The sequence below is a fragment of the Janthinobacterium sp. 64 genome (assembly GCF_002813325.1).
Classification (GTDB): domain Bacteria; phylum Pseudomonadota; class Gammaproteobacteria; order Burkholderiales; family Burkholderiaceae_D; genus Janthinobacterium.
Genome location: NZ_PHUG01000001.1, coordinates 2,447,088 through 2,464,468, shown reverse-complemented (window position 1 = coordinate 2,464,468; position 17,381 = coordinate 2,447,088). Strand labels below are relative to the sequence as shown.

Annotated in this window: 20 protein-coding genes and 1 pseudogene; 17 read left to right on the top strand and 4 right to left on the bottom strand. The window is 63.4% G+C overall.

The window, feature by feature from the left end:
• The first annotated feature begins 10 nt into the window (after positions 1-10).
• Positions 11-1,012, top strand: a complete 1,002-nt coding sequence (locus CLU91_RS10825; protein WP_100874154.1) for a S49 family peptidase — start codon at positions 11-13, stop codon at positions 1,010-1,012.
• A 378-nt stretch (positions 1,013-1,390) separates the two neighbouring features.
• Here the strand turns inward: CLU91_RS10825 and CLU91_RS10820 are convergent, their stop codons facing one another.
• Positions 1,391-1,759, bottom strand: a complete 369-nt coding sequence (locus CLU91_RS10820) for a hypothetical protein (protein ID WP_100874153.1) — start codon at positions 1,757-1,759, stop codon at positions 1,391-1,393.
• Between the two features lie 55 nt (positions 1,760-1,814).
• On the opposite strand from CLU91_RS10820, the pseudogene CLU91_RS28810 reads away from it, so the two are divergent.
• The 13 genes and pseudogenes from CLU91_RS28810 to CLU91_RS10760 form a co-directional block, all read left to right on the top strand.
• Positions 1,815-1,913: pseudogene (locus CLU91_RS28810) on the top strand (hypothetical protein); the annotation flags it as partial.
• A 91-nt stretch (positions 1,914-2,004) separates the two neighbouring features.
• On the top strand, positions 2,005-2,715 hold the full coding sequence (locus CLU91_RS10815) for a pseudouridine synthase (RefSeq protein WP_100876685.1): 711 nt from the start codon (positions 2,005-2,007) through the stop codon (positions 2,713-2,715).
• 88 nt (positions 2,716-2,803) lie between these two features.
• Entirely contained in the window at positions 2,804-3,802 is a 999-nt protein-coding gene (locus CLU91_RS10810) for a fumarylacetoacetate hydrolase family protein (RefSeq protein WP_100874152.1), read from the top strand.
• A 139-nt stretch (positions 3,803-3,941) separates the two neighbouring features.
• Entirely contained in the window at positions 3,942-5,135 is a 1,194-nt protein-coding gene (flhB, locus tag CLU91_RS10805; protein ID WP_100874151.1) for a flagellar biosynthesis protein FlhB, read from the top strand.
• Positions 5,132-7,228 (top strand): flagellar biosynthesis protein FlhA, encoded by a 2,097-nt coding sequence (gene flhA, locus CLU91_RS10800; protein ID WP_100874150.1) that lies wholly within the window; start codon positions 5,132-5,134, stop codon positions 7,226-7,228. Before flhB ends, flhA begins: the two co-directional genes overlap by 4 nt.
• Positions 7,229-7,500: 272 nt before the next feature.
• Positions 7,501-8,829 carry a flagellar biosynthesis protein FlhF gene (gene flhF, locus CLU91_RS10795; RefSeq protein WP_099762516.1) on the top strand — a complete coding sequence of 443 codons (1,329 nt, stop codon included), beginning with the start codon at positions 7,501-7,503 and terminating at the stop codon, positions 8,827-8,829.
• Positions 8,822-9,685 (top strand): MinD/ParA family ATP-binding protein, encoded by an 864-nt coding sequence (locus CLU91_RS10790; protein WP_100876684.1) that lies wholly within the window; start codon positions 8,822-8,824, stop codon positions 9,683-9,685. The genes flhF and CLU91_RS10790 overlap by 8 nt, the downstream gene beginning before the upstream one ends.
• Before the next feature lie 44 nt (positions 9,686-9,729).
• Complete coding sequence (locus CLU91_RS10785) at positions 9,730-10,461, top strand: RNA polymerase sigma factor FliA (protein WP_100874149.1); 732 nt, start codon at positions 9,730-9,732, stop codon at positions 10,459-10,461.
• Positions 10,443-11,189: a flagellar motor protein gene (locus CLU91_RS10780; RefSeq protein WP_100874148.1), complete on the top strand. Its 747-nt coding sequence runs from the start codon at positions 10,443-10,445 to the stop codon at positions 11,187-11,189. Before CLU91_RS10785 ends, CLU91_RS10780 begins: the two co-directional genes overlap by 19 nt.
• Positions 11,190-11,194: 5 nt before the next feature.
• Positions 11,195-11,977 carry a flagellar motor protein MotD gene (gene motD / locus CLU91_RS10775; RefSeq protein WP_100876683.1) on the top strand — a complete coding sequence of 261 codons (783 nt, stop codon included), beginning with the start codon at positions 11,195-11,197 and terminating at the stop codon, positions 11,975-11,977.
• A gap of 50 nt (positions 11,978-12,027) precedes the next feature.
• Positions 12,028-12,390: a translation initiation factor Sui1 gene (locus CLU91_RS10770; RefSeq protein ID WP_100874147.1), complete on the top strand. Its 363-nt coding sequence runs from the start codon at positions 12,028-12,030 to the stop codon at positions 12,388-12,390.
• A 72-nt stretch (positions 12,391-12,462) separates the two neighbouring features.
• The gene (locus tag CLU91_RS10765) at positions 12,463-13,323 is read left to right on the top strand and encodes a hypothetical protein (protein WP_100874146.1); all 861 of its coding nucleotides are present in this window, start codon (positions 12,463-12,465) and stop codon (positions 13,321-13,323) included.
• Positions 13,324-13,464: 141 nt separating this feature from the next.
• Entirely contained in the window at positions 13,465-14,001 is a 537-nt protein-coding gene (locus CLU91_RS10760; protein ID WP_157814677.1) for a CPBP family glutamic-type intramembrane protease, read from the top strand.
• A gap of 16 nt (positions 14,002-14,017) precedes the next feature.
• Here the strand turns inward: CLU91_RS10760 and CLU91_RS10755 are convergent, their stop codons facing one another.
• The 3 genes from CLU91_RS10755 to flgA all read right to left on the bottom strand — a co-directional run bounded on the left by CLU91_RS10755 (position 14,018) and on the right by flgA (position 15,608).
• Positions 14,018-14,485, bottom strand: coding sequence for a flagella synthesis protein FlgN (locus CLU91_RS10755; RefSeq protein WP_100874144.1), 468 nt, complete (start codon positions 14,483-14,485; stop codon positions 14,018-14,020).
• An 8-nt stretch (positions 14,486-14,493) separates the two neighbouring features.
• On the bottom strand, positions 14,494-14,802 hold the full coding sequence (gene flgM / locus CLU91_RS10750) for a flagellar biosynthesis anti-sigma factor FlgM (RefSeq protein WP_034754089.1): 309 nt from the start codon (positions 14,800-14,802) through the stop codon (positions 14,494-14,496).
• Between the two features lie 110 nt (positions 14,803-14,912).
• The gene (gene flgA / locus CLU91_RS10745; RefSeq protein ID WP_100874143.1) at positions 14,913-15,608 is read right to left on the bottom strand and encodes a flagellar basal body P-ring formation chaperone FlgA; all 696 of its coding nucleotides are present in this window, start codon (positions 15,606-15,608) and stop codon (positions 14,913-14,915) included.
• Positions 15,609-15,799: 191 nt separating this feature from the next.
• On the opposite strand from flgA, the gene flgB reads away from it, so the two are divergent.
• The 3 genes from flgB to CLU91_RS10730 are packed head-to-tail and all read left to right on the top strand — an operon-like array spanning position 15,800 to position 17,370.
• Positions 15,800-16,252 (top strand): flagellar basal body rod protein FlgB, encoded by a 453-nt coding sequence (gene flgB / locus CLU91_RS10740; RefSeq protein ID WP_100874142.1) that lies wholly within the window; start codon positions 15,800-15,802, stop codon positions 16,250-16,252.
• A 2-nt stretch (positions 16,253-16,254) separates the two neighbouring features.
• Positions 16,255-16,656, top strand: coding sequence for a flagellar basal body rod protein FlgC (flgC, locus tag CLU91_RS10735; RefSeq protein WP_100874141.1), 402 nt, complete (start codon positions 16,255-16,257; stop codon positions 16,654-16,656).
• A gap of 15 nt (positions 16,657-16,671) precedes the next feature.
• Positions 16,672-17,370: a flagellar hook assembly protein FlgD gene (locus CLU91_RS10730; protein ID WP_100874140.1), complete on the top strand. Its 699-nt coding sequence runs from the start codon at positions 16,672-16,674 to the stop codon at positions 17,368-17,370.
• Positions 17,371-17,381 lie beyond the last annotated feature (11 nt).

Here is a 17,381-nt window from a genome sequence, read left to right as displayed (position 1 = left end):
AAAGTGAACCATGAGCGATAACACGAATGACAAGCTGGACAGCAGCGCGCCAGCCGCCGGCCACGGCGCCCCTGCGGGACACTGGGAGCGCGACGTGCTGGAAAAGCTGGTATTTGCCACTTTGCAAGAGCAACGCGCGCACCGCCGCTGGAGCATCTTTTTCAAGGTGTTCGGCCTGTTGATCGTGCTGTTCGCCCTGTGGGTGTTTTATGATTACAACACGGCCGATGACAGCGAAACCCTGGGCCGCCACACGGCCCTGATCGACATCAGCGGCGCCATCGAGTCCGAAGGCAGCGGCTCGGCCGCCGTCGTCATCCCCGCGCTGGACAAGGCATTTTCCGATGCCGGCTCCGTGGCCGTGGTGCTGCATATTAATAGTCCGGGCGGCAGTCCCGTGCAGGCGGGCATGATCGTCGACGAGATGCAGCGCCTGCGCAAGGGCTATCCGGACAAGCCTTTATATGTGGTGGTCGATGAAATGTGCGCCTCGGGCGGCTATTACATCGCCGCCGCCGCCGACCGCATCTACGTCAACAAGGCCAGCGTGGTCGGTTCCATCGGCGTGCTGATGGATGGCTTCGGCTTTACGGGCGTGATGGAAAAGGTGGGCGTCGAGCGCCGTTTGCTGACGGCGGGCGAGAACAAGGGCTTCATGGACCCGTTCAGCCCCCTGACGGAAAAGCACAAGGCGTATGCGCAAGGCATGCTCAATGAAATCCACCAGCAATTCATCGACGTGGTGCGCACGGGACGGGGCAAGCGCCTGAAGGAAACGCCGGAGACCTTCTCGGGCCTGTACTGGACGGGCGCGAAAGCCGTGGAAATGGGCCTGGCCGACGATTTCGGCACGGTCGACAGCGTGGCGCGCGACGTCGTCAAGGCGGAAGACATCGTCGACTACACGCAGCATGAAGGCTTGCCGGAGCGGGTCCTGAAGAAATTTGGCGCCGCCATGGGCGCAGGTGCCATGAAGGCAGCCGTGCAGCAGTCACAGCCGGCGTTGCGATAAGGATATCACTGTTGGCTGACGGGCAAGCCAGTCGAGAATGATTTTCAATAAGGTGGTAAATTGACTTGAAAATGGGGCTGCTTGGGCTATAGTGAAAGCGTAGTTCTTTTCAAGGAGGGGCGATATATCAACTATGTTGTCAGTACTAACTTGATTGGCAGGTCTTGGAACTACTCGCCGCATCGCAGATGTGGTTTTGAGTGAATTTACATTCCTCACTGAAGTCCCGATGGGGCTTGGGAACGGCGGCGCAATGCCGCCGTTTCCTTTTGTGCGTCGTCCGCGCCGGGTAGGCTGGCATCGCGCGATGCGTGATCTGGTCTGGCTGGCAAGGCAGGCATGCAGGGGCAGGGCATGGCGGGTCCGCTGGCGGCGCGCTCAGGCGGCGCAGCCGTTACAGTGCGCGGGCAGCGGGACGGGCTCCGCTGCCGTGCTGCTGCTGGTGCTGCTTGTGCTGGTATCGGGCGGCATGTCTGCCACGGCGGGCGCGTTCACGCTGTCGGCTGCCGCATCCGCGTGCGCAAAACCGCCCAGTTCCAGCCAGCACATGAAATGGCACTGCGCCTCGGCATGCCAGTGTGTCTGACTCGCTGGCGATGACGGCGCGTCCGCCTTCTGCGGCGCAGTGGCGTTGCGCCAGCGCGCCACGCCGAGTCTGACCTTGTGCATGGCCGCTTGTTCCGCGGCGATGCGCTGACGCATGTCGGCGATGCTGCCCTGTAGGGCGATGGTGTCGGTATGCTTCATACGATGTCCTTGTGAGATGGATGACTGCCACAATTCCTAAAGTACGTTAGGCGGATTCCTAACGAAGTTTCAGTCTATCAATGCGATATCCCGAGCGCTTGATATATCTCAAAGGAATTGGCCATTTATATCGAAATCTCACCTTGTACTTTAGCTCATCTGTGCCTGCGCAAAGCTGGTGTGTCTTCAAAGGCCTGGCGCAGGGCCGCTTCACGCTGTCAGCCGCTTCTGGTAAAGTCACGTCCATGAGTAAATTATCCCTAGACCGCATCCTGCAATCGCAGGGTTTTGGCACCCGTAAATATTGTCGTTCCCTCATCGAGGATGGCGATGTCGTCATCGATGGCGTCACCCAGACCAATTACCGCACCACCGTCGAGACCGACGGCCTGGTGCTGCACGTGTTCGAAGAAGAGTGGGTCTACCGCGCGCACCTGTACCTGGCGCTGAACAAGCCCGCCAACTTCGAATGCTCGCGCAAGCCCAGCCATCATCCTGGCGTATTGACCTTGCTGCCGGAACAGTTTACCTGGCGCGAAGTCCAGCCCGTCGGCCGGCTCGACCACGATACGACCGGCATGCTGCTGATGTCCGACGATGGCCCCTTTATCCATGCGCAATCGTCGCCGAAGCGCCACGTTCCCAAGATTTACCAGGCTGCCACGCAAGAGCCCGTGACCGATGAACTGGTGGCGCAGCTCTTGGCCGGCGTGCAATTGCACGATGAACCGGCCCCGCTGGCGGCCCTCGTCTGCATCAAGCGCGGCGAACACCAGCTGGAAATCGTGCTCGAACAAGGCAAATACCACCAGGTCAAGCGCATGCTGGCCGCCGCCGGCAACCATTGCAGCGCGCTGCACCGTTCCGCCATCGGCAGCCTGACCCTGGAGTCGCTGGGCATCGCCGAAGGTGAGTGGTGCTATCTGACGCCCGAGCAGATCGCGCTGCTGGCATAAATCCCTCCTGACCGCCAAAGCCGGGAATATCCCGGCTTTTTGGCGTCTTTGGTTCTTAATTGCCCGCATTTGACGAAGTTTCCCGTACATGAAATTAGCAACTTTGAAAGACGGCACGCGCGACGGCCAGCTGGCTGTCGTCTCGCGCGACCTGAAAACGGCGCACCTGGCCGATGGCATCGCCTCGACCCTGCAAAAGGCGCTCGACGACTGGAGTTTCATCGCGCCCCAGCTCGACTTGCTGTACCAGACCATCAATAGTGGCCGCGGTCACCGGGCCTTCGACTTCGACCCTGCCAACTGCATGGCGCCCTTGCCGCGCAGCAGCTTGCGCGTGTCCGGCGCCTCCTACCTGCAGCAGATCGAGCGCGCCTGCAAGGCCGCTGGCGTTGACGCGCCCGCCAATTTGCGCGAGGCGCCGCGCCTGTACCAGGGCGCCAGCGACGATTTCCTCGGCGCCCACGACGACATCACCCTGGCGCACGAGCAGTGGGGCATCGATTACGAGGCAGGTATCGCCGCCATCACGGACGACGTGGCCATGGGCTCGACGCCGGACCAGGCGCACCTGAACATCAAGCTGTTGATGCTGGTCAACGACATCACCTTGCGCAACCTGGCGGACGAGGAACAGGCCAGTGGCTACGGCTACCTGCAAGCGAAGCCGGCCATGGCCTGTTCTCCCGTGGCGATTACGCCCGACGAACTGGGCGATGCCTGGCGCGGTGGCAAGGTGCATTACGCCTTGCGCTGCAGCCTGAACGGAAAATTGACGGGCCAGCCCCACGCGGGCGCCGACATGGCGTTTAATTATCCGCAATTGCTCGCCCATCTGTGCCGGACGCGCAATGCGCGCGCCGGCAGCGTGGTCAGTGCGGGCGGCGTCGCCAACAAGGAAATCAAGAAGGGCTTTTCCAGCATCGTTGAACGACGTAACCAGGAGATGATCGCCGATGGCGTCGCCAGTACGCCCTATTTGCTGTTCGGCGATGTTGTCCGGCTGGAAGTGTTGGGTGACGACGGCAAGTCCTTGTTTGGTGCAATAGAACAAACGGTAAAGCAGGCGGAAGCCAGGAAGTCGCGCTAAGGTTACTGGAGAGCAAAGGAAAAGCAGGGGATTAGGCCTCCTTTTCCCTTGATGGCGTTGCGGTCATTGCACCGATAATGCGACATGCCCAGTCCGTATTGCGCCTAATCAGGCTGCAGGACTTCACCGGAGTTGATTGATGTCGGAAGACAGCGACGCAGAAAAGACCGAAGCCGCGTCACCGAAGCGCCTCGAGCAGGCGCGTGAGGAAGGCGACGTTCCGCGATCGCGTGAAGTGGCCACGTTTACGGTGCTGATGGCGTCCGGTTGCTGCCTGTGGTTTGCCGGCGACGCCATCGTGCGCCGGCTGACGGCCGTCATGGTCTCCGGCCTGAGCCTGGACCGGGAGCAGATCCTCAATCCCGATGCGATGATGTTGCGCATCGGCTACGACGTGGGTTCCGTCTTGCTGACCTGCCTGCCGTACGCGGCGGCCATCATGCTCGTCGCCCTGGCCTCGCCCGTGCTGGTGGGCGGCTGGCTGTTCAGTTCCAAGGCGTTCACCCCCAATTTTGGCAAGCTCAACCCGATTCGCGGCCTGGGCAATATGTTTTCGAAGAATGCGCTGGTGGAATTGCTCAAGGCTGTCGCCAAGACGCTCGTCGTCGGCGTCGTCGCCTGGATGGTGATGCAGCATCAAAAGGACGCCGTGCTGGGCCTGTCGGTCGAATCCCTGCGCGTCGGTTCGGCCCATCTGATCAGCCTGTTGATCACGGCCTTTTTGCTGATCGTGGGCGCGCTGGGCCTGATCGCCGCCATCGACGGCCCGTACCAGATGTGGCACTACGCTAACAAGATGAAAATGTCCTTGCAGGAAGTCAAGCAGGAAGCCAAGGAGTCGGACGGCAATCCGCAGATCAAGGCGAAGATACGCCAGATGCAACATGAAATGTCGCGCCGCCGCATGATGGCCGACGTGCCGACGGCCGACGTGGTGGTGACCAATCCTACCCATTACGCGGTGGCCCTGAAGTATGGCGAGAATTCGCGCGGCGCGCCGCAGGTGGTAGCCAAGGGCATCGACGAGGTGGCGGCGAAGATCCGCGAACTGGCGGGCGAACACAAGGTCGCCATCCTGGAAGCACCGGCCCTGGCGCGCGCGCTGTACCAGCACACGGAGATCGGCGACGAAATTCCCGAGGCGCTGTATGGCGCTGTGGCCGAGGTGCTGGCCTACGTGTTCCAGCTGCGCAGCTACGGCAGCGGCCACGGCGAGCGCCCCGACAAGCCGAAGAAACTCGACGTGCCGCCCGAGCTCGATCCGCTCGACCCCGCATCGCAGACCAAAGCCGCAGCCGACGCGGCAGACAAGAATAAAGGAAGTACACCATGAACGGCCTGACCATGCCAGCCTGGCTCAGCGGATTGAAAGGCAGCGCCAGCAAGGGCATCGCCGCGCCGGTCATCATCATCATGCTGCTGGCGATGATGGTGCTGCCGCTGCCGGCCTTCATTCTCGACATCTTTTTCAGTTTCAATATCGCGCTGTCCATCATCGTGCTGCTGACGGCGCTGTACACGGTCAAGCCGCTCGACTTCATGGCCTTCCCGACCATTTTGCTCGTGTCGACCATGCTGCGCCTGTCGCTGAACGTGGCCTCCACGCGCGTGGTGCTGACGGAAGGCCATACGGGCGCCGACGCGGCCGGTAAAGTGATCGAGGCGTTCGGCCACTTCCTGATCGGCGGCAACTATACGGTCGGTATCGTCGTCTTCATCATTTTGACCATCATTAACTTTACCGTCGTGACCAAGGGTGCGGGCCGTATCGCCGAGGTGGGCGCCCGCTTCGCGCTGGACGCCATGCCTGGTAAACAGATGGCCATCGATGCCGACCTGAACGCCGGCCTGATCGGCGAAGACGAAGCGCGCCGCCGCCGCACGGAAGTGGCGCAGGAAGCGGAATTCTATGGCGCCATGGACGGTGCCAGCAAATACGTGCGCGGCGACGCCATCGCCGGCATCATGGTGACCGTCATCAATATCGTCGGCGGCTTGCTGGTGGGCTTGCTGCAGCACGACATGGGCTTTGCCGATGCGCTCAAGAACTACACCCTGCTGGCCATCGGTGACGGCCTGGTGGCGCAGATTCCTTCGCTGATCATTTCCACGGCGGCCGGTATCGTCGTTTCGCGCGTGGCTAGCGACCAGGACATCGGCACCCAGCTGGTCGGTCAATTGTTTGCGAAACCGCAAGTGTTGTATATCACCGCCGGCATCATCGGTGGCATGGGCCTGATTCCCGGCATGCCGAACATGGTCTTCATCCTGCTGGCGTCGTTGCTGGCCGGCTCCGCCTATTTGATCAGCAAGAAGCGCACGCAGGAAAAAGAGGCGGCCGAAAAGCCGGCCGACGTGCCGCAAGCGACCGTGGCGCCCGAGCAGGAAGAAGCCAGCTGGCAAGACATCATGCCCGTCGATACCCTGGGCCTGGAAGTGGGCTATCGTTTGATCCCCCTGGTCGACAAGACGCAGGGCGGCGAATTGCTCAAACGCATCAAGGGCATCCGCAAGAAGTTCGCCCAGGAAGTGGGTTTCCTGGCGCCGCCCGTGCACATCCGCGACAACCTGGAATTGAAACCGTCCGCCTACCGCATCACCCTCAAGGGCGTGGAAGTGGGCGTGGGCGAAGCGTTCAACGGGCAGTTCCTGGCGATTAATCCCGGCATGGCCAGCGGCGCCTTGCCGGGCGTCGCCACCAGCGACCCCGCGTTCGGCTTGCCCGCCACCTGGATCGACGCCAGCTTGCGCGACCAGGCGCAATCGATGGGCTACACGGTGGTCGATGCGGGCACCGTGGTGGCCACGCACTTGAACCACCTGATCACCTCGCACGCTTCCGAGCTGCTGGGCCGCGCGGAAGTGCAATCCTTGCTCGATCACCTGGGCAAGGATGCGCCGCGCCTGGTGGAAGACCTGGTGCCGAAGATGCTGTCGCTGTCGACCCTGCAAAAAGTGCTGCAGAATCTGCTGGCCGAGGGCGTGCACATCCGCGACATGCGCACCATCATCGAAACCTTGGCCGAGCATACGGTCAATACGCAAGACCCGAACGAGCTGACGGCGCTGGTGCGCGTCTCCCTCGGTCGCGCCATCGTGCAGCAACTGTTCCCCGGTGCGGCCGAATTGTCCGTGATGACCCTCGACAGCCGCCTGGAGCGGTTGCTGATGCAAGCGATGGGCAACGGCGGCGACGGCGCCGGCATCGAGCCGGGCCTGGCCGATACCATCGCCCATCAGGCAGGGCTGGCCGCGCAGCAGCAGGAGGCGCTGGGCCTGACGCCGGTGCTGCTGGTGCCGGCGCCGCTGCGCGCCCTGCTGTCGCGCTTTTTGCGCCGCGCCTTGCCGCAGCTGAAGGTGCTGTCGCATGCGGAAGTGCCGGAAACCAAGACCATCCGCGTCACGGCGCTGGTTGGCGCGCAATAAAGCAAACCCAAGCGAAGGGCCGGGGTCTAACCCTCAGGGTTCGACCCCAGTTGTTGCTTTGGGTTAAAAAAAACCGAAATTTCCTGCCGGCAAACTGAATAACGGGTACTTTCCCGTCCTGTTCCTTCGATCATTTCCTCCAAGCATCGCTAATAATGGAAACTGTCCGGGTGATCTGTGTCCATGTGGAAGACAGCACTCAAGCAACAGGAGTCGACGATGGTCACACAGTTCAGCCAATATTGCGCCACCCCCGCCCTGGGAGGCCGGTCATGAATGTGAAGAAATTTACGGGCGCCTCGTCGCGCGATGCGCTGCGCAAGGTGCGCGAAGCGCTGGGCCCCGATGCCGTGATCCTGTCGAACCGCCAGGCCGATGGCGTGGTGGAAATCCTCGCACTGGCCAATGACGATGCCGCTTCGCTGGCGTCGCCGCCTGCCGCGTCCGAAATGTCCCAGCCCCGTCCCCAGTTGCAGACCCAGTTCGCCACGCCGCAGCGTCCGGCCGCCCCGGCCCAGCGCCCGGCTGCGCCACGTCCTGCCGCGCCGCGCCAGGCAGCCGGCGAGCCAGTGGACATGGCTCGCATGCAGCAGATGATGGCCAGCGCGCTGGCGCACGTCAAAGAGAACGCCGCCGCCGAGATGAGCGGCATGATGAATGAAATCCGCGCCATGCGCGGCATGATGGAAACCCAGCTGGCGGAAATCTCGTGGGGCTCGACGCAGCAGCGCGAGCCGCAAAAAGCCGTGGTGCTGCGCGAAATGCTGGCCGCCGGTTTCTCGGCCAGCCTGGCGCGCTACCTGATCGACAAGCTGCCCGCCGGCCTCGATGGCGCGCAAAGCATGCGCTGGATCAAGACCGTCCTGAGCCGTAACCTCAATACCGTCGCCAATGAAGACGCCATGCTGGAGCAGGGCGGCGTGTTTGCGCTGGTCGGCCCGACCGGTGTCGGCAAGACCACCAGCACGGCCAAGCTGGCGGCCCGCTGCGTGATGCGCCACGGCCCTGAAAAACTGGCCCTGATCACCACGGACGCCTATCGTATCGGCGCGCATGAGCAATTGCGCATCTATGGCAAAATCCTCGGCGTGATGGTGCATTCGGTGAAGGACGAGGCGGACCTGCGCATCGCCCTGAAAGAATTGAAGAACAAGCACACGGTGCTGATCGATACCGTGGGCGTGAGCCAGCGCGACCAGATGGTGACGGAGCAGGTGGCCATGCTGTCGGGCGCCGGCGCCGACGTGAAACGTTTGCTGTGCCTGAACTCCACGGCCACGCAGGAAACCTTGAATGAAGTCGTGCGCGCCTACCAGGGCAGCGGCTTGGCCGGCTGCATCATGACCAAGCTCGATGAAGCGGCCTCGATCGGCAATGTGCTCGACGTGGTGATCCGCCAGAAACTGAACCTGTTTTATGTGTCGAACGGCCAGCGCGTGCCGGAAGACCTGTACCTGGCCGACCGCGGCTACCTGATCGACCGCGCCTTCAAGCTCAAGCGCGATGCGGCGGCGACGCAGTTTTCCGATGCCGAACTGCCGCTCCTGATGGCGCAGGCGGCCGCACGCAACAATGAAGCGCGCGGGGTGCGCCTTGGCTAATTTCGATTTCGACCAGGCCGAAGGCTTGCGCCGCATGCTGGCCGGCCCGCAGCCGCGCGTGATGACATTTTTATCGGCCACGCCGCAGGACGACAAGGGCGCCATGCTGGTCAACCTGGGCGCCTCGCTGGTCTACGGCGGCAATGACGTGCTGCTGCTCGACGCCAGCGGCGGCAGCGACGGCGTCGCCGCGCGCCTGGGACTGGCGCACGGCGCCAGCCTGCGCGACGTGGCGCGCCAGCAGTGCGCCCTGAACCAGGTCATCCACCAGGTGCCGCAAGGCTTCGGCGTGGCCAGCCTGGGCGCGCGCAACCACCTGATGGACAGCATGGACTATGCGGGCGAGGACGAACTGCGCCGCCTGGGCAAGACTTTCGAAGTGCTGGCGCGCCAGAGCGGCATCGTGCTGGTCGACGGCGTCGTCGCCGACGCGGGCGATTGCTTCCCCGTGCCGCTGATGGCCTCGTCGGATATCGTGGTGCAAGTGTCGACCAGCGCCACCTCGATCAAGGCGGCGTACTGCCTGATCAAGCGCCTGAGCCAGGAACTGGGGCGCCGTCCGTTCGGCATTCTGGTCACCGGCGCTTCCGAATCCGAAGCAAAAGTGGTATACGATAATATGGCGCAGGCGGCGAGCCGCTACCTGGCCGTGAAACTGACCTCGATGGGATCGGTGCCTGCCGATGAGTATCTGCACCGCGCGGCGCGTCTGGGCCGCAGCGTGGTCGATGCCTTTCCGCTGGCGGGAGCCTCGGTGGCGTTTCGCGGACTGGCCGAGCGGCTGGCCCGTTCGGCGGCGCCGGTGCTCGGTGGCACCTTGTACCAGACGGGGAGCCCGCACCAGTTCAGCGTCTGAATCCAGCATCAGCACACGATAGCAGTTAAAACAATAAGCAGCCTATGTACACGGTCAAAGGGAAATCGAACAAGGACTATTTGCTGACGGAGCATATTCCGCTGGTGAAGCGTCTGGCGCACCATATGAAGGCGAAATTGCCGCCTTCGGTCGAGGTCGATGACCTGATCCAGGCCGGCATGATCGGCCTGCTCGACGCCATCAGCCGCTATGAAGAGACGCATGGCGCGCAGTTCGAGACGTATGCCGTGCTGCGCATCCGCGGCGCCATGCTCGACGAATTGCGCACCAGCGACTGGCTGCCGCGCAGCATGCGCCAGAACATGCGCAAGATCGAAGAGGCGATGAGCATTTTGCAGCAGCGCCTGGGACATCCGCCGACGGAGTCGGAAGTGGCAAAATTGCTGAAAATGTCGCTCGCCGATTACCAGGAAATGCTGGGCGACGGCGGCGGCCACCAGCTGCTGTACTACGAAGACTTTCATGACCCGGACGGCAATGACAGCTTTCTCGACCGCCATTGCGTGGACGAGGACAGCGACCCCTTGCGGTCCCTGCTCGATACCGATTTCCGGCAATCCGTGATCGATGCCATCGACGCGCTGCCGCCACGCGAGAAAATACTCATGGGCCTGTACTACGAAGAAGAGCTGAACCTGAAGGAGATCGGCGCGGTGATGGGCGTGTCCGAATCGCGCGTCTCGCAGCTGCATACCCAGGCCGTCGCGCGCCTGCGCGCAACCTTGAGGGAGCTGGCGTGGACTGGTCCAGCGTAATCGGGCTGGCGCTGGCGCTGGCGGGCCTCCTGGTCGGCCAGGCACTGGAAGGCGGCAAGATGGCCTCCCTGCTGCAGCCGGCCGCCTTCGCCATCGTGGTCATCGGCACCTTCGGCGCCGTGCTGCTGCAAACGCGGCTGCGCACCTTCGTGCGCGGCCTGGAAATGCTGCGCTGGGTCTTCCTGCCGCCCGCCGACACGCGCGCCGCGCTGGCGCGCGACATCGGACTATGGAGTCTGACGGCGCGCCGCGACGGTCCGCTGGCGCTAGAACGCCTGATGGAAAACACGGCCGACCGCTTCAATGCCAAGGGCTTGCGCATGATCGTCGACGGCATCGCGCCCGACAAGCTGCGCCAGCTGCTCGACGTGGAAATCTCCGCCTACGAAATGGCCGAGCGCCAGGCCGTCAAGGTATGGGAATCGGCGGCAGGCTACTCGCCCACCATCGGCATCCTGGGCGCCGTGCTGGGCTTGATACACGTGATGGAAAACCTCACCGACCCGAGCAAACTGGGCGGCGGCATCGCCGTGGCGTTTGTCTCGACGATTTATGGCGTCGGCCTGGCCAACCTGCTGTTCCTGCCGGTGGCGAACAAACTCAAGGCCATCGTCTCGCGCCGCGTGCTGCAGTATGAAATCACGGCCGCCGTGCTGTACGACATCGCCACGGGCGACCATACGCGCATCATCGAAGAGCGCGTTTCCAGTCTCTTGCACGAGCACTGAGCATGATGCGGCGCGCGCGCAGGAAGTATGACGAGGAACCGGACAACCAGGACCGCTGGCTGATCTCGTACGCCGACTTCATCACCCTGCTGTTCGCCTTTTTCGTCGTCATGTACGCGATTTCGCAAGTCAACGAAGGCAAGTACCGCGTCTTCCAGAATGCCATCGGCCAGGCCTTCAGCCTGGACAAGGGCGCGCCGCCCATCATCATGGAAGCGCCGCAAGCGATCCCGCTGCCGAACCCCGCCCTGAAACGCCGCACGGAAGCCATCCGACGCGAGCGCGAACACATGACGCGCCTGGCGCAGGACCTCACGTCCACGCTGGCGCCGCTGGTCAAGGAAGGCAAGGTGCGCGTGACGCAGACGAGCCGCGGCGTGAGCGTGGAAATCAATGCCAGCGTGCTGTTCGACCCGGGCGCGGCTGGGCTGACGATGGAGTCGGACCAGGCCTTGCGCGCCGTGGCCGTGCTGCTCAAGGACGATCCCCACGCGGTGCAGGTGGAAGGGCATACGGATGTCCAGCCGATCAGCAATTCGACCTTTGCTTCGAACTGGGAACTGTCGGCCGCGCGCGCCAGTGCCGTGGTGCGCCTGTTCATCGCCAGCGGCGTGCAAGCGTCGCGCCTGACGGCCGTGGGCCACGCCGACAACATCCCCGTGGCGCCGAACGCCACGCCGGAAGGGCGCGCGCGCAACCGCAGGGTCGCCGTGACGATCTTGTCGGGCATTCCCGAGACGGTGACGGAAGTGCCGACGCCGCCCGTCGCACCTGCTCCGGCCAACTGAACCCCGGCGCTTGGTACAATCGCGGCCTTCTCCCTTTTTATCTCTCCATCATGAAAAGCAGTTCCCTGGGCGGTCTAGTGTATTCCACCGAAACGGGCCGCATGTGTCCCGCCTGCCGCCAGCCGCTGGCGCAATGCGCGTGCAAGGCGCAAGCCAAGGCGGCACCAATCGGCGATGGTTCGGTGCGCGTGTCGCGCCAGACCAAGGGCCGTGGCGGCAAGAGCGTCACGGTGGTAAAAGGCCTGGCGCTGGACGCCATTGCGCTGGCCCTGCTGGGCAAGCAGTTGCGCACGCAGTGCGGCTCGGGCGGCACCGTCAAGGATGGCGTGATCGAAGTGCAGGGCGACCACGTGGACACCATCGTGGCCGCGCTGGCCAAGCTGGGCCACCAGGCGAAAAAAGCCGGCGGCTGATTGCCCGCGCCGCGTGCGGCATGCCAGCGCGCACCTGTGGTAACGTGCGCTTCCAGTCCACGCGCGCCACTCATGATGACTATCAAACTTACCGGCATTGCCATCACCGCTGCCATCGCGGCAGCGCTGGCGCTGGCGTACTGGCCCGCACCGGACGGCGGCGCGCCGCAATCTGTGGCCAGCGCTGCCGCCAGCGCACCACCGGGACGCAGCCTGGCATCGTATCTGAATATCGACGCCACCCCGGCCGCCGATGCCGCGCCCGTTGCCGTGACTTTGGCGCAGCGGCTCGAACGCCTGGCCGCCAGCGGCAGGCCGGAAGACGCGTATGCGGCCTTCAACCTGCTCGACGACTGCATCGTCTTCCAGCGCGAAAGCCGCTTGCCGGGGCTGGAATTCGAACTGGGACGCGAGATGACGGCGGAAGAAAAAGCCGCCCAGCAGCAGCTGTGCGCGGGCCTGACACAGCGCCAGCGCGACGACCGCCTGGGTTACCTGGCCAGCGCCGCGAAGGCGGGCGTGCCGGGCGCCGCCACCCTGTTCCTGTCGGAAGGGCCGTTCGGCGACCGCAGCGCGCTGCGCAACCGTCCCGACGATCCGCTGGTGCAGGCATGGAAGCGGCAAGCCATCGCCCAGCTGACCGTGCAGGCGGACGCGGCGGAACTGACCAGCGTGGCTACCCTGATGATGGCGTATCTGCGCGACGGCGAGGTGGTGCAGAAAGATGCGCCGCAAGCGTATGGCTACCTGCTGGCCCTGCGCCAGGTCTACGACGATATCCTCGCTCCCGGCGTCACCAATCCGTACCAGGATGAATACTGGCACTGGCTGCAGGATGAGCTGACGCCGGAGCAGCAGGCGGCCGCCAGTGCCAGGGCGCAAGCCATCGTGGCGAAATGGCGCCAGCACACGGGGCGACCCGCCCACGGTTGAGGCGCACAGGGCATGCATGCCTTGCAACAATTAGTGTTGTTTGGCGCTATGCTGTCGCGGTATGATGGCCGCACACCTGCCCTGTGGGCCGGGCACGCCATGGGGATAAATGTAGGGATGTTGAAAGCGACGAACTTGCCGGTGCCACGACTGGCTGTCAACCTGGCTGCGCTGCGGGCGAGCATGGCCAAGCGCCCCATGCGGGGCGCCATGCGCCTGGGCTTGTGCGCGGGCGCCGTCAATTCTCTCATTGCCATGCTGCTGCTGTTGGCAGCCCTGGCCTTGTTCTCGCCAGAGCAGCTGGGCGGCTCCGCTTCATCATCGCTGCAAGGCGCCGGCACGGCCCGGATATTCTGGACGGTCGTCGTCTGGGCGCCGCTGTTCGAGACGCTCATCGGGCAGTGGCTGCCGCTTGAAGTGTTGCGCCGCTACAATGTGCGTGCCAGCTACAGCCTGCTGGCCAGCGCGATGCTGTTTTCCCTCTTGCATGTCATGGGCGGCTCCGGCATTTTGCATGCCAGCATGACGTTGATTGCCGGAGGTCTCTTCGCGGCCTGCTACCTGGCGGCGCGCAGCCTGGGCCTGGCGCCTGCTTATGTGGCGGCGGCCACGGCGCATGCGTGCAGCAATGGATTAATACTGTGCGGGTCGCTCGTCTTTCCCGATTTCTTGGGATAAGCGTCGAATCAGGGTTTTAGCCGATGACGACGCGCCGGCTGGCCGTGTTGGTCATCGCCTGGCCGCTGGGGCCATAGAAATTGCCGCTCTGGGCCGTGGGGCGCATGGCGTTCAGGGCGCCTTGCGTGTGCAGCATGTGCTTGTTGACCAGCAGGCTGTTGAGCCGGTTCTGTTCTTTCGCTTCGCGCGTCGTGTCGAGCAATGTTTTCCACAGGGGCGCCGCCTCGGCTTCGCCGGCGCCGGCCAGCCAGTCTTCCATGCCCGCTTCGGCGGCCGTGAAACCGGCTGCCGCCAGCGCCTGGTGGCGTTGCGCCGCCAGCTGGCTCAATTGTCCGACGAGTGCCGTCTTGCGCACCGTGAGCTCCGTGATTGCATCAATGTCAGCCGCAACCAGATGCCGCTGTTCTTCTTTCATCAATGCCAGCAATGTGGTCATGAGCTGTTGCTCGTCGCGCAGGCTGGAAAACGGAGTCACTGATTGCATGAGGGAACCTATCTATTTCGTGAGTGCAGCAGGTCCTTGACTGTGTCGAGGAGACCGTCCGCCACTTTTTCAGAGTTGACCTGGAACTGGCCGTCGGCGATCGCCAGCTTGATGCGTTCGACTTTTTTCGTGTCGAACACGGCGCCGCTGCCGGCAGTTGCACTGGCCGCTAATGCCTGTCCTTGCGGCGACAGACGTACATTGTCCGACGTCGTCGGTGTTGCCTGGGCTTTCTCGGCATTCCGGGCGCCCGAGGTATTCGCGGGCGCCACCGGCAGGCCGGGATTGCTTTTAATGGTGTTGTCGGTAATTTTCACAGCGTGATCCTCGTCTGGTCGAAGTCAAAAAACTCCGGGATATGACTTCTTATCGGCATCTTATCCAGGAACTTTAGTGCGCCAGACTACAATATCGCTATCTATCCGCGTTAAAAGGCGACCTCCACCATGCCACCCGCGCGCGCCACGCCGCTGATCTGCTGGCCGCTCTGCGTGCGTACCTGCACCGTCTGGCCATCGCCGGCGCTGCCGATGGCGCGTCCTTCTGATGCCACCTGGAAGCCGTTTCCACTGGAAACGACGCGCACCAGCTGGCCTTGCATGACCACCGGCTTGCGGCGCAGGGTGTCGAGGCGCATCGGCGTGCCTGGTGGCAAGGAAATATTCGTGCTGGCGCCCACCACTTGGGCCATGTCGGTGGCGATGCCTGCGGGCAATGCCGCCAGGTCGCCCTGCATCGTCACCAGCTGGCTGGCGTCGATGGCTTGCCCTTGCGCCAGCGGCACGGCGCTGGCCACGTAGTCGCCCACGACGGCCACGTTGGCTTGCAAATAGATGGTCCAGTTGCTGGGTGCCGTGCAGCGCACGCCCACGGTAGTCTTGCCCCAGGCGCGCGCGCCTGGCGCCATGAACGCTTGCGGCGCGGGGCAGGCGGCCAGGTTCAGGCGCGGATCGACGGCGCCGACGCTGATCGTCACCTTGCCTGGCAAGCCGTTGCTTTGTACCTGCAGGAATTGTTCCACGCTATTGCGCAGCGCTTCCGGCGTCTGCCGGCCGGCGTTTTGCGCCTGCGCCAGCAGTGGCAGGGCGGCTAGGGCGAAGAAGAAAGCGAGCGGTGTTTTCATGGTGATAGGCCTCTGGAATAGTGCCATGATAGTGCGCGCAGTCCTGATTGAAGCGCCGATTAAGGGGTAAAAGTACGGTCTGATCCGGCGATGGCCTTGCCGGTGGGCACCGTACTATGTTTCCTGTCATCACTATACCGCCATCCTTCCGCCATCTCGGGCGCCAGTGGCAGATCTTTCCGGAGCCTGACATGATAGGGAAACTCGACGATTACATGCGCTTCAACGAGACGGCGCTGAGCCTGCGCTCGACGCGCCAGGAATTGCTCGCCTCGAATATCGCCAATGCCGATACGCCCAACTACAAGGCGCGCGATGTCGATTTCGCCAGCGCGCTGAAGGGCGCGATGGCGCGCAAGGATGGCGTGCCGCCGGCCCTGAAGGGCACGGCGCCGCAGCATTTGCCGGGCAAGGGCGTCGCCGCTGCCGCAGGGAGCGGCACGGGCGGCAAGGTCGAGACCCTGGCCGACGGCACGCCGCTGCTGTACCGCGCGCCGGCCCAGGGCGCCGTCGATGGCAATACGGTCGATATGGATCTTGAACGCAACGCCTTTGCCGACAACGCCATCCGCTACGAGGCGGCCGTGACGTTCCTCAACTCGCAGATCAAGGGCATGCTGACGGCCATCCAGGGAGGACAATAATCATGTCGCTGTTTAATATCTTCAACGTGTCCGGTTCGGCCATGAGCGCGCAGGCGCAGCGCCTGAACACGGTGGCCAGCAACCTGGCCAATGCCGACAGCGCCACCAGCGCCAACGGCGAAGCCTATCGCGCCAAGCAGGTGGTGTTCGAGGCCGTGCCCATGGCCAACGGCGCCACGGCCGTCAAGGTGCAGAAAGTGATCGAGGATCCGTCGCCGATGAAGCTGGTCTACGACCCGAAGAACCCGCTGGCCGACGAGAAGGGCTACGTCACCATGCCCAACGTGAATACGGTCGACGAGATGGTCAACATGCTGTCGGCCTCGCGCTCGTACCAGACCAATGTGGAAACCATGAACGCGGCCAAGTCGCTGCTCCTGAAAACCCTTACGCTCGGCCAATAAGGCTGACTGACCATTATGGCAACCATCGATACCAGCACCCCCAAAGTCACCGACCTGATGGCGACGATGAATCCGAAGAAGACGACGGCCGAGAAGGGCAGCGTCGAGGAAGAAACGAACAAATTCCTGACCCTGCTGGTGACCCAGCTGCAAAACCAGGACCCGATGAACCCGCTGGACAATGCGCAGCTGACGAGCCAGCTGGCCCAGCTGTCCACGGTGACGGGCGTCAACAAGCTCAATACCACGCTCGAAACGCTCAAGACCAGCTACCAGCAGGCCGAATCGATGCAGGCGGCCAATATCATCGGCCACGGCGTGCTGACGGCAGGCAAGAACATCAACTTGAGCAAGAGCGCCGCCCTGCTGGGCGTGGACCTGGCGACGCCGGCCGACAAGGTCAAGGTCATCATCTACAACAGTGCGGGCAAGGAAGTCCATTCGATCGACCTGGGCCCGCAGGATGCGGGTACCTTGCCGCTGGGCTGGAACGGCTCCACGGCCGAGCTCGACAAAGATGGCAAGCCGGTCGTGCTGGCCGACGGCGCCTACACCTTCTCGGTGGAAGCGACGCGCGGCGGCGCCAAGCTGACCGATGCGGCGGCGCTGATGTTCGGCTCGGTTGCCAGCGTGTCGACGGGCGCGAATGGCGTGAAATTGAACGTGCCGGGCGTGGGCAGCATCACCATGGCCGATGTGAAACAGATTTTGTAAGCCGCTCATTT

Coding starts and splice junctions, on each gene's coding strand:
- CLU91_RS10810 (WP_100874152.1), top strand. CDS start 2,804: ATGAAATTAGCAACTTTGAAAGACGGCACGCGCGACGGCCAGCTGGCT.
- CLU91_RS10825 (WP_100874154.1), top strand. CDS start 11: ATGAGCGATAACACGAATGACAAGCTGGACAGCAGCGCGCCAGCCGCC.
- CLU91_RS10785 (WP_100874149.1), top strand. CDS start 9,730: ATGTACACGGTCAAAGGGAAATCGAACAAGGACTATTTGCTGACGGAG.
- flgB (WP_100874142.1), top strand. CDS start 15,800: ATGATAGGGAAACTCGACGATTACATGCGCTTCAACGAGACGGCGCTG.
- CLU91_RS10755 (WP_100874144.1), bottom strand. CDS start 14,485: ATGCAATCAGTGACTCCGTTTTCCAGCCTGCGCGACGAGCAACAGCTC.
- flhF (WP_099762516.1), top strand. CDS start 7,501: ATGAATGTGAAGAAATTTACGGGCGCCTCGTCGCGCGATGCGCTGCGC.
- flhA (WP_100874150.1), top strand. CDS start 5,132: ATGAACGGCCTGACCATGCCAGCCTGGCTCAGCGGATTGAAAGGCAGC.
- flgA (WP_100874143.1), bottom strand. CDS start 15,608: ATGAAAACACCGCTCGCTTTCTTCTTCGCCCTAGCCGCCCTGCCACTG.
- CLU91_RS10770 (WP_100874147.1), top strand. CDS start 12,028: ATGAAAAGCAGTTCCCTGGGCGGTCTAGTGTATTCCACCGAAACGGGC.
- CLU91_RS10765 (WP_100874146.1), top strand. CDS start 12,463: ATGATGACTATCAAACTTACCGGCATTGCCATCACCGCTGCCATCGCG.
- CLU91_RS10820 (WP_100874153.1), bottom strand. CDS start 1,759: ATGAAGCATACCGACACCATCGCCCTACAGGGCAGCATCGCCGACATG.
- motD (WP_100876683.1), top strand. CDS start 11,195: ATGCGGCGCGCGCGCAGGAAGTATGACGAGGAACCGGACAACCAGGAC.
- CLU91_RS10815 (WP_100876685.1), top strand. CDS start 2,005: ATGAGTAAATTATCCCTAGACCGCATCCTGCAATCGCAGGGTTTTGGC.
- CLU91_RS10730 (WP_100874140.1), top strand. CDS start 16,672: ATGGCAACCATCGATACCAGCACCCCCAAAGTCACCGACCTGATGGCG.
- flhB (WP_100874151.1), top strand. CDS start 3,942: ATGTCGGAAGACAGCGACGCAGAAAAGACCGAAGCCGCGTCACCGAAG.
- flgC (WP_100874141.1), top strand. CDS start 16,255: ATGTCGCTGTTTAATATCTTCAACGTGTCCGGTTCGGCCATGAGCGCG.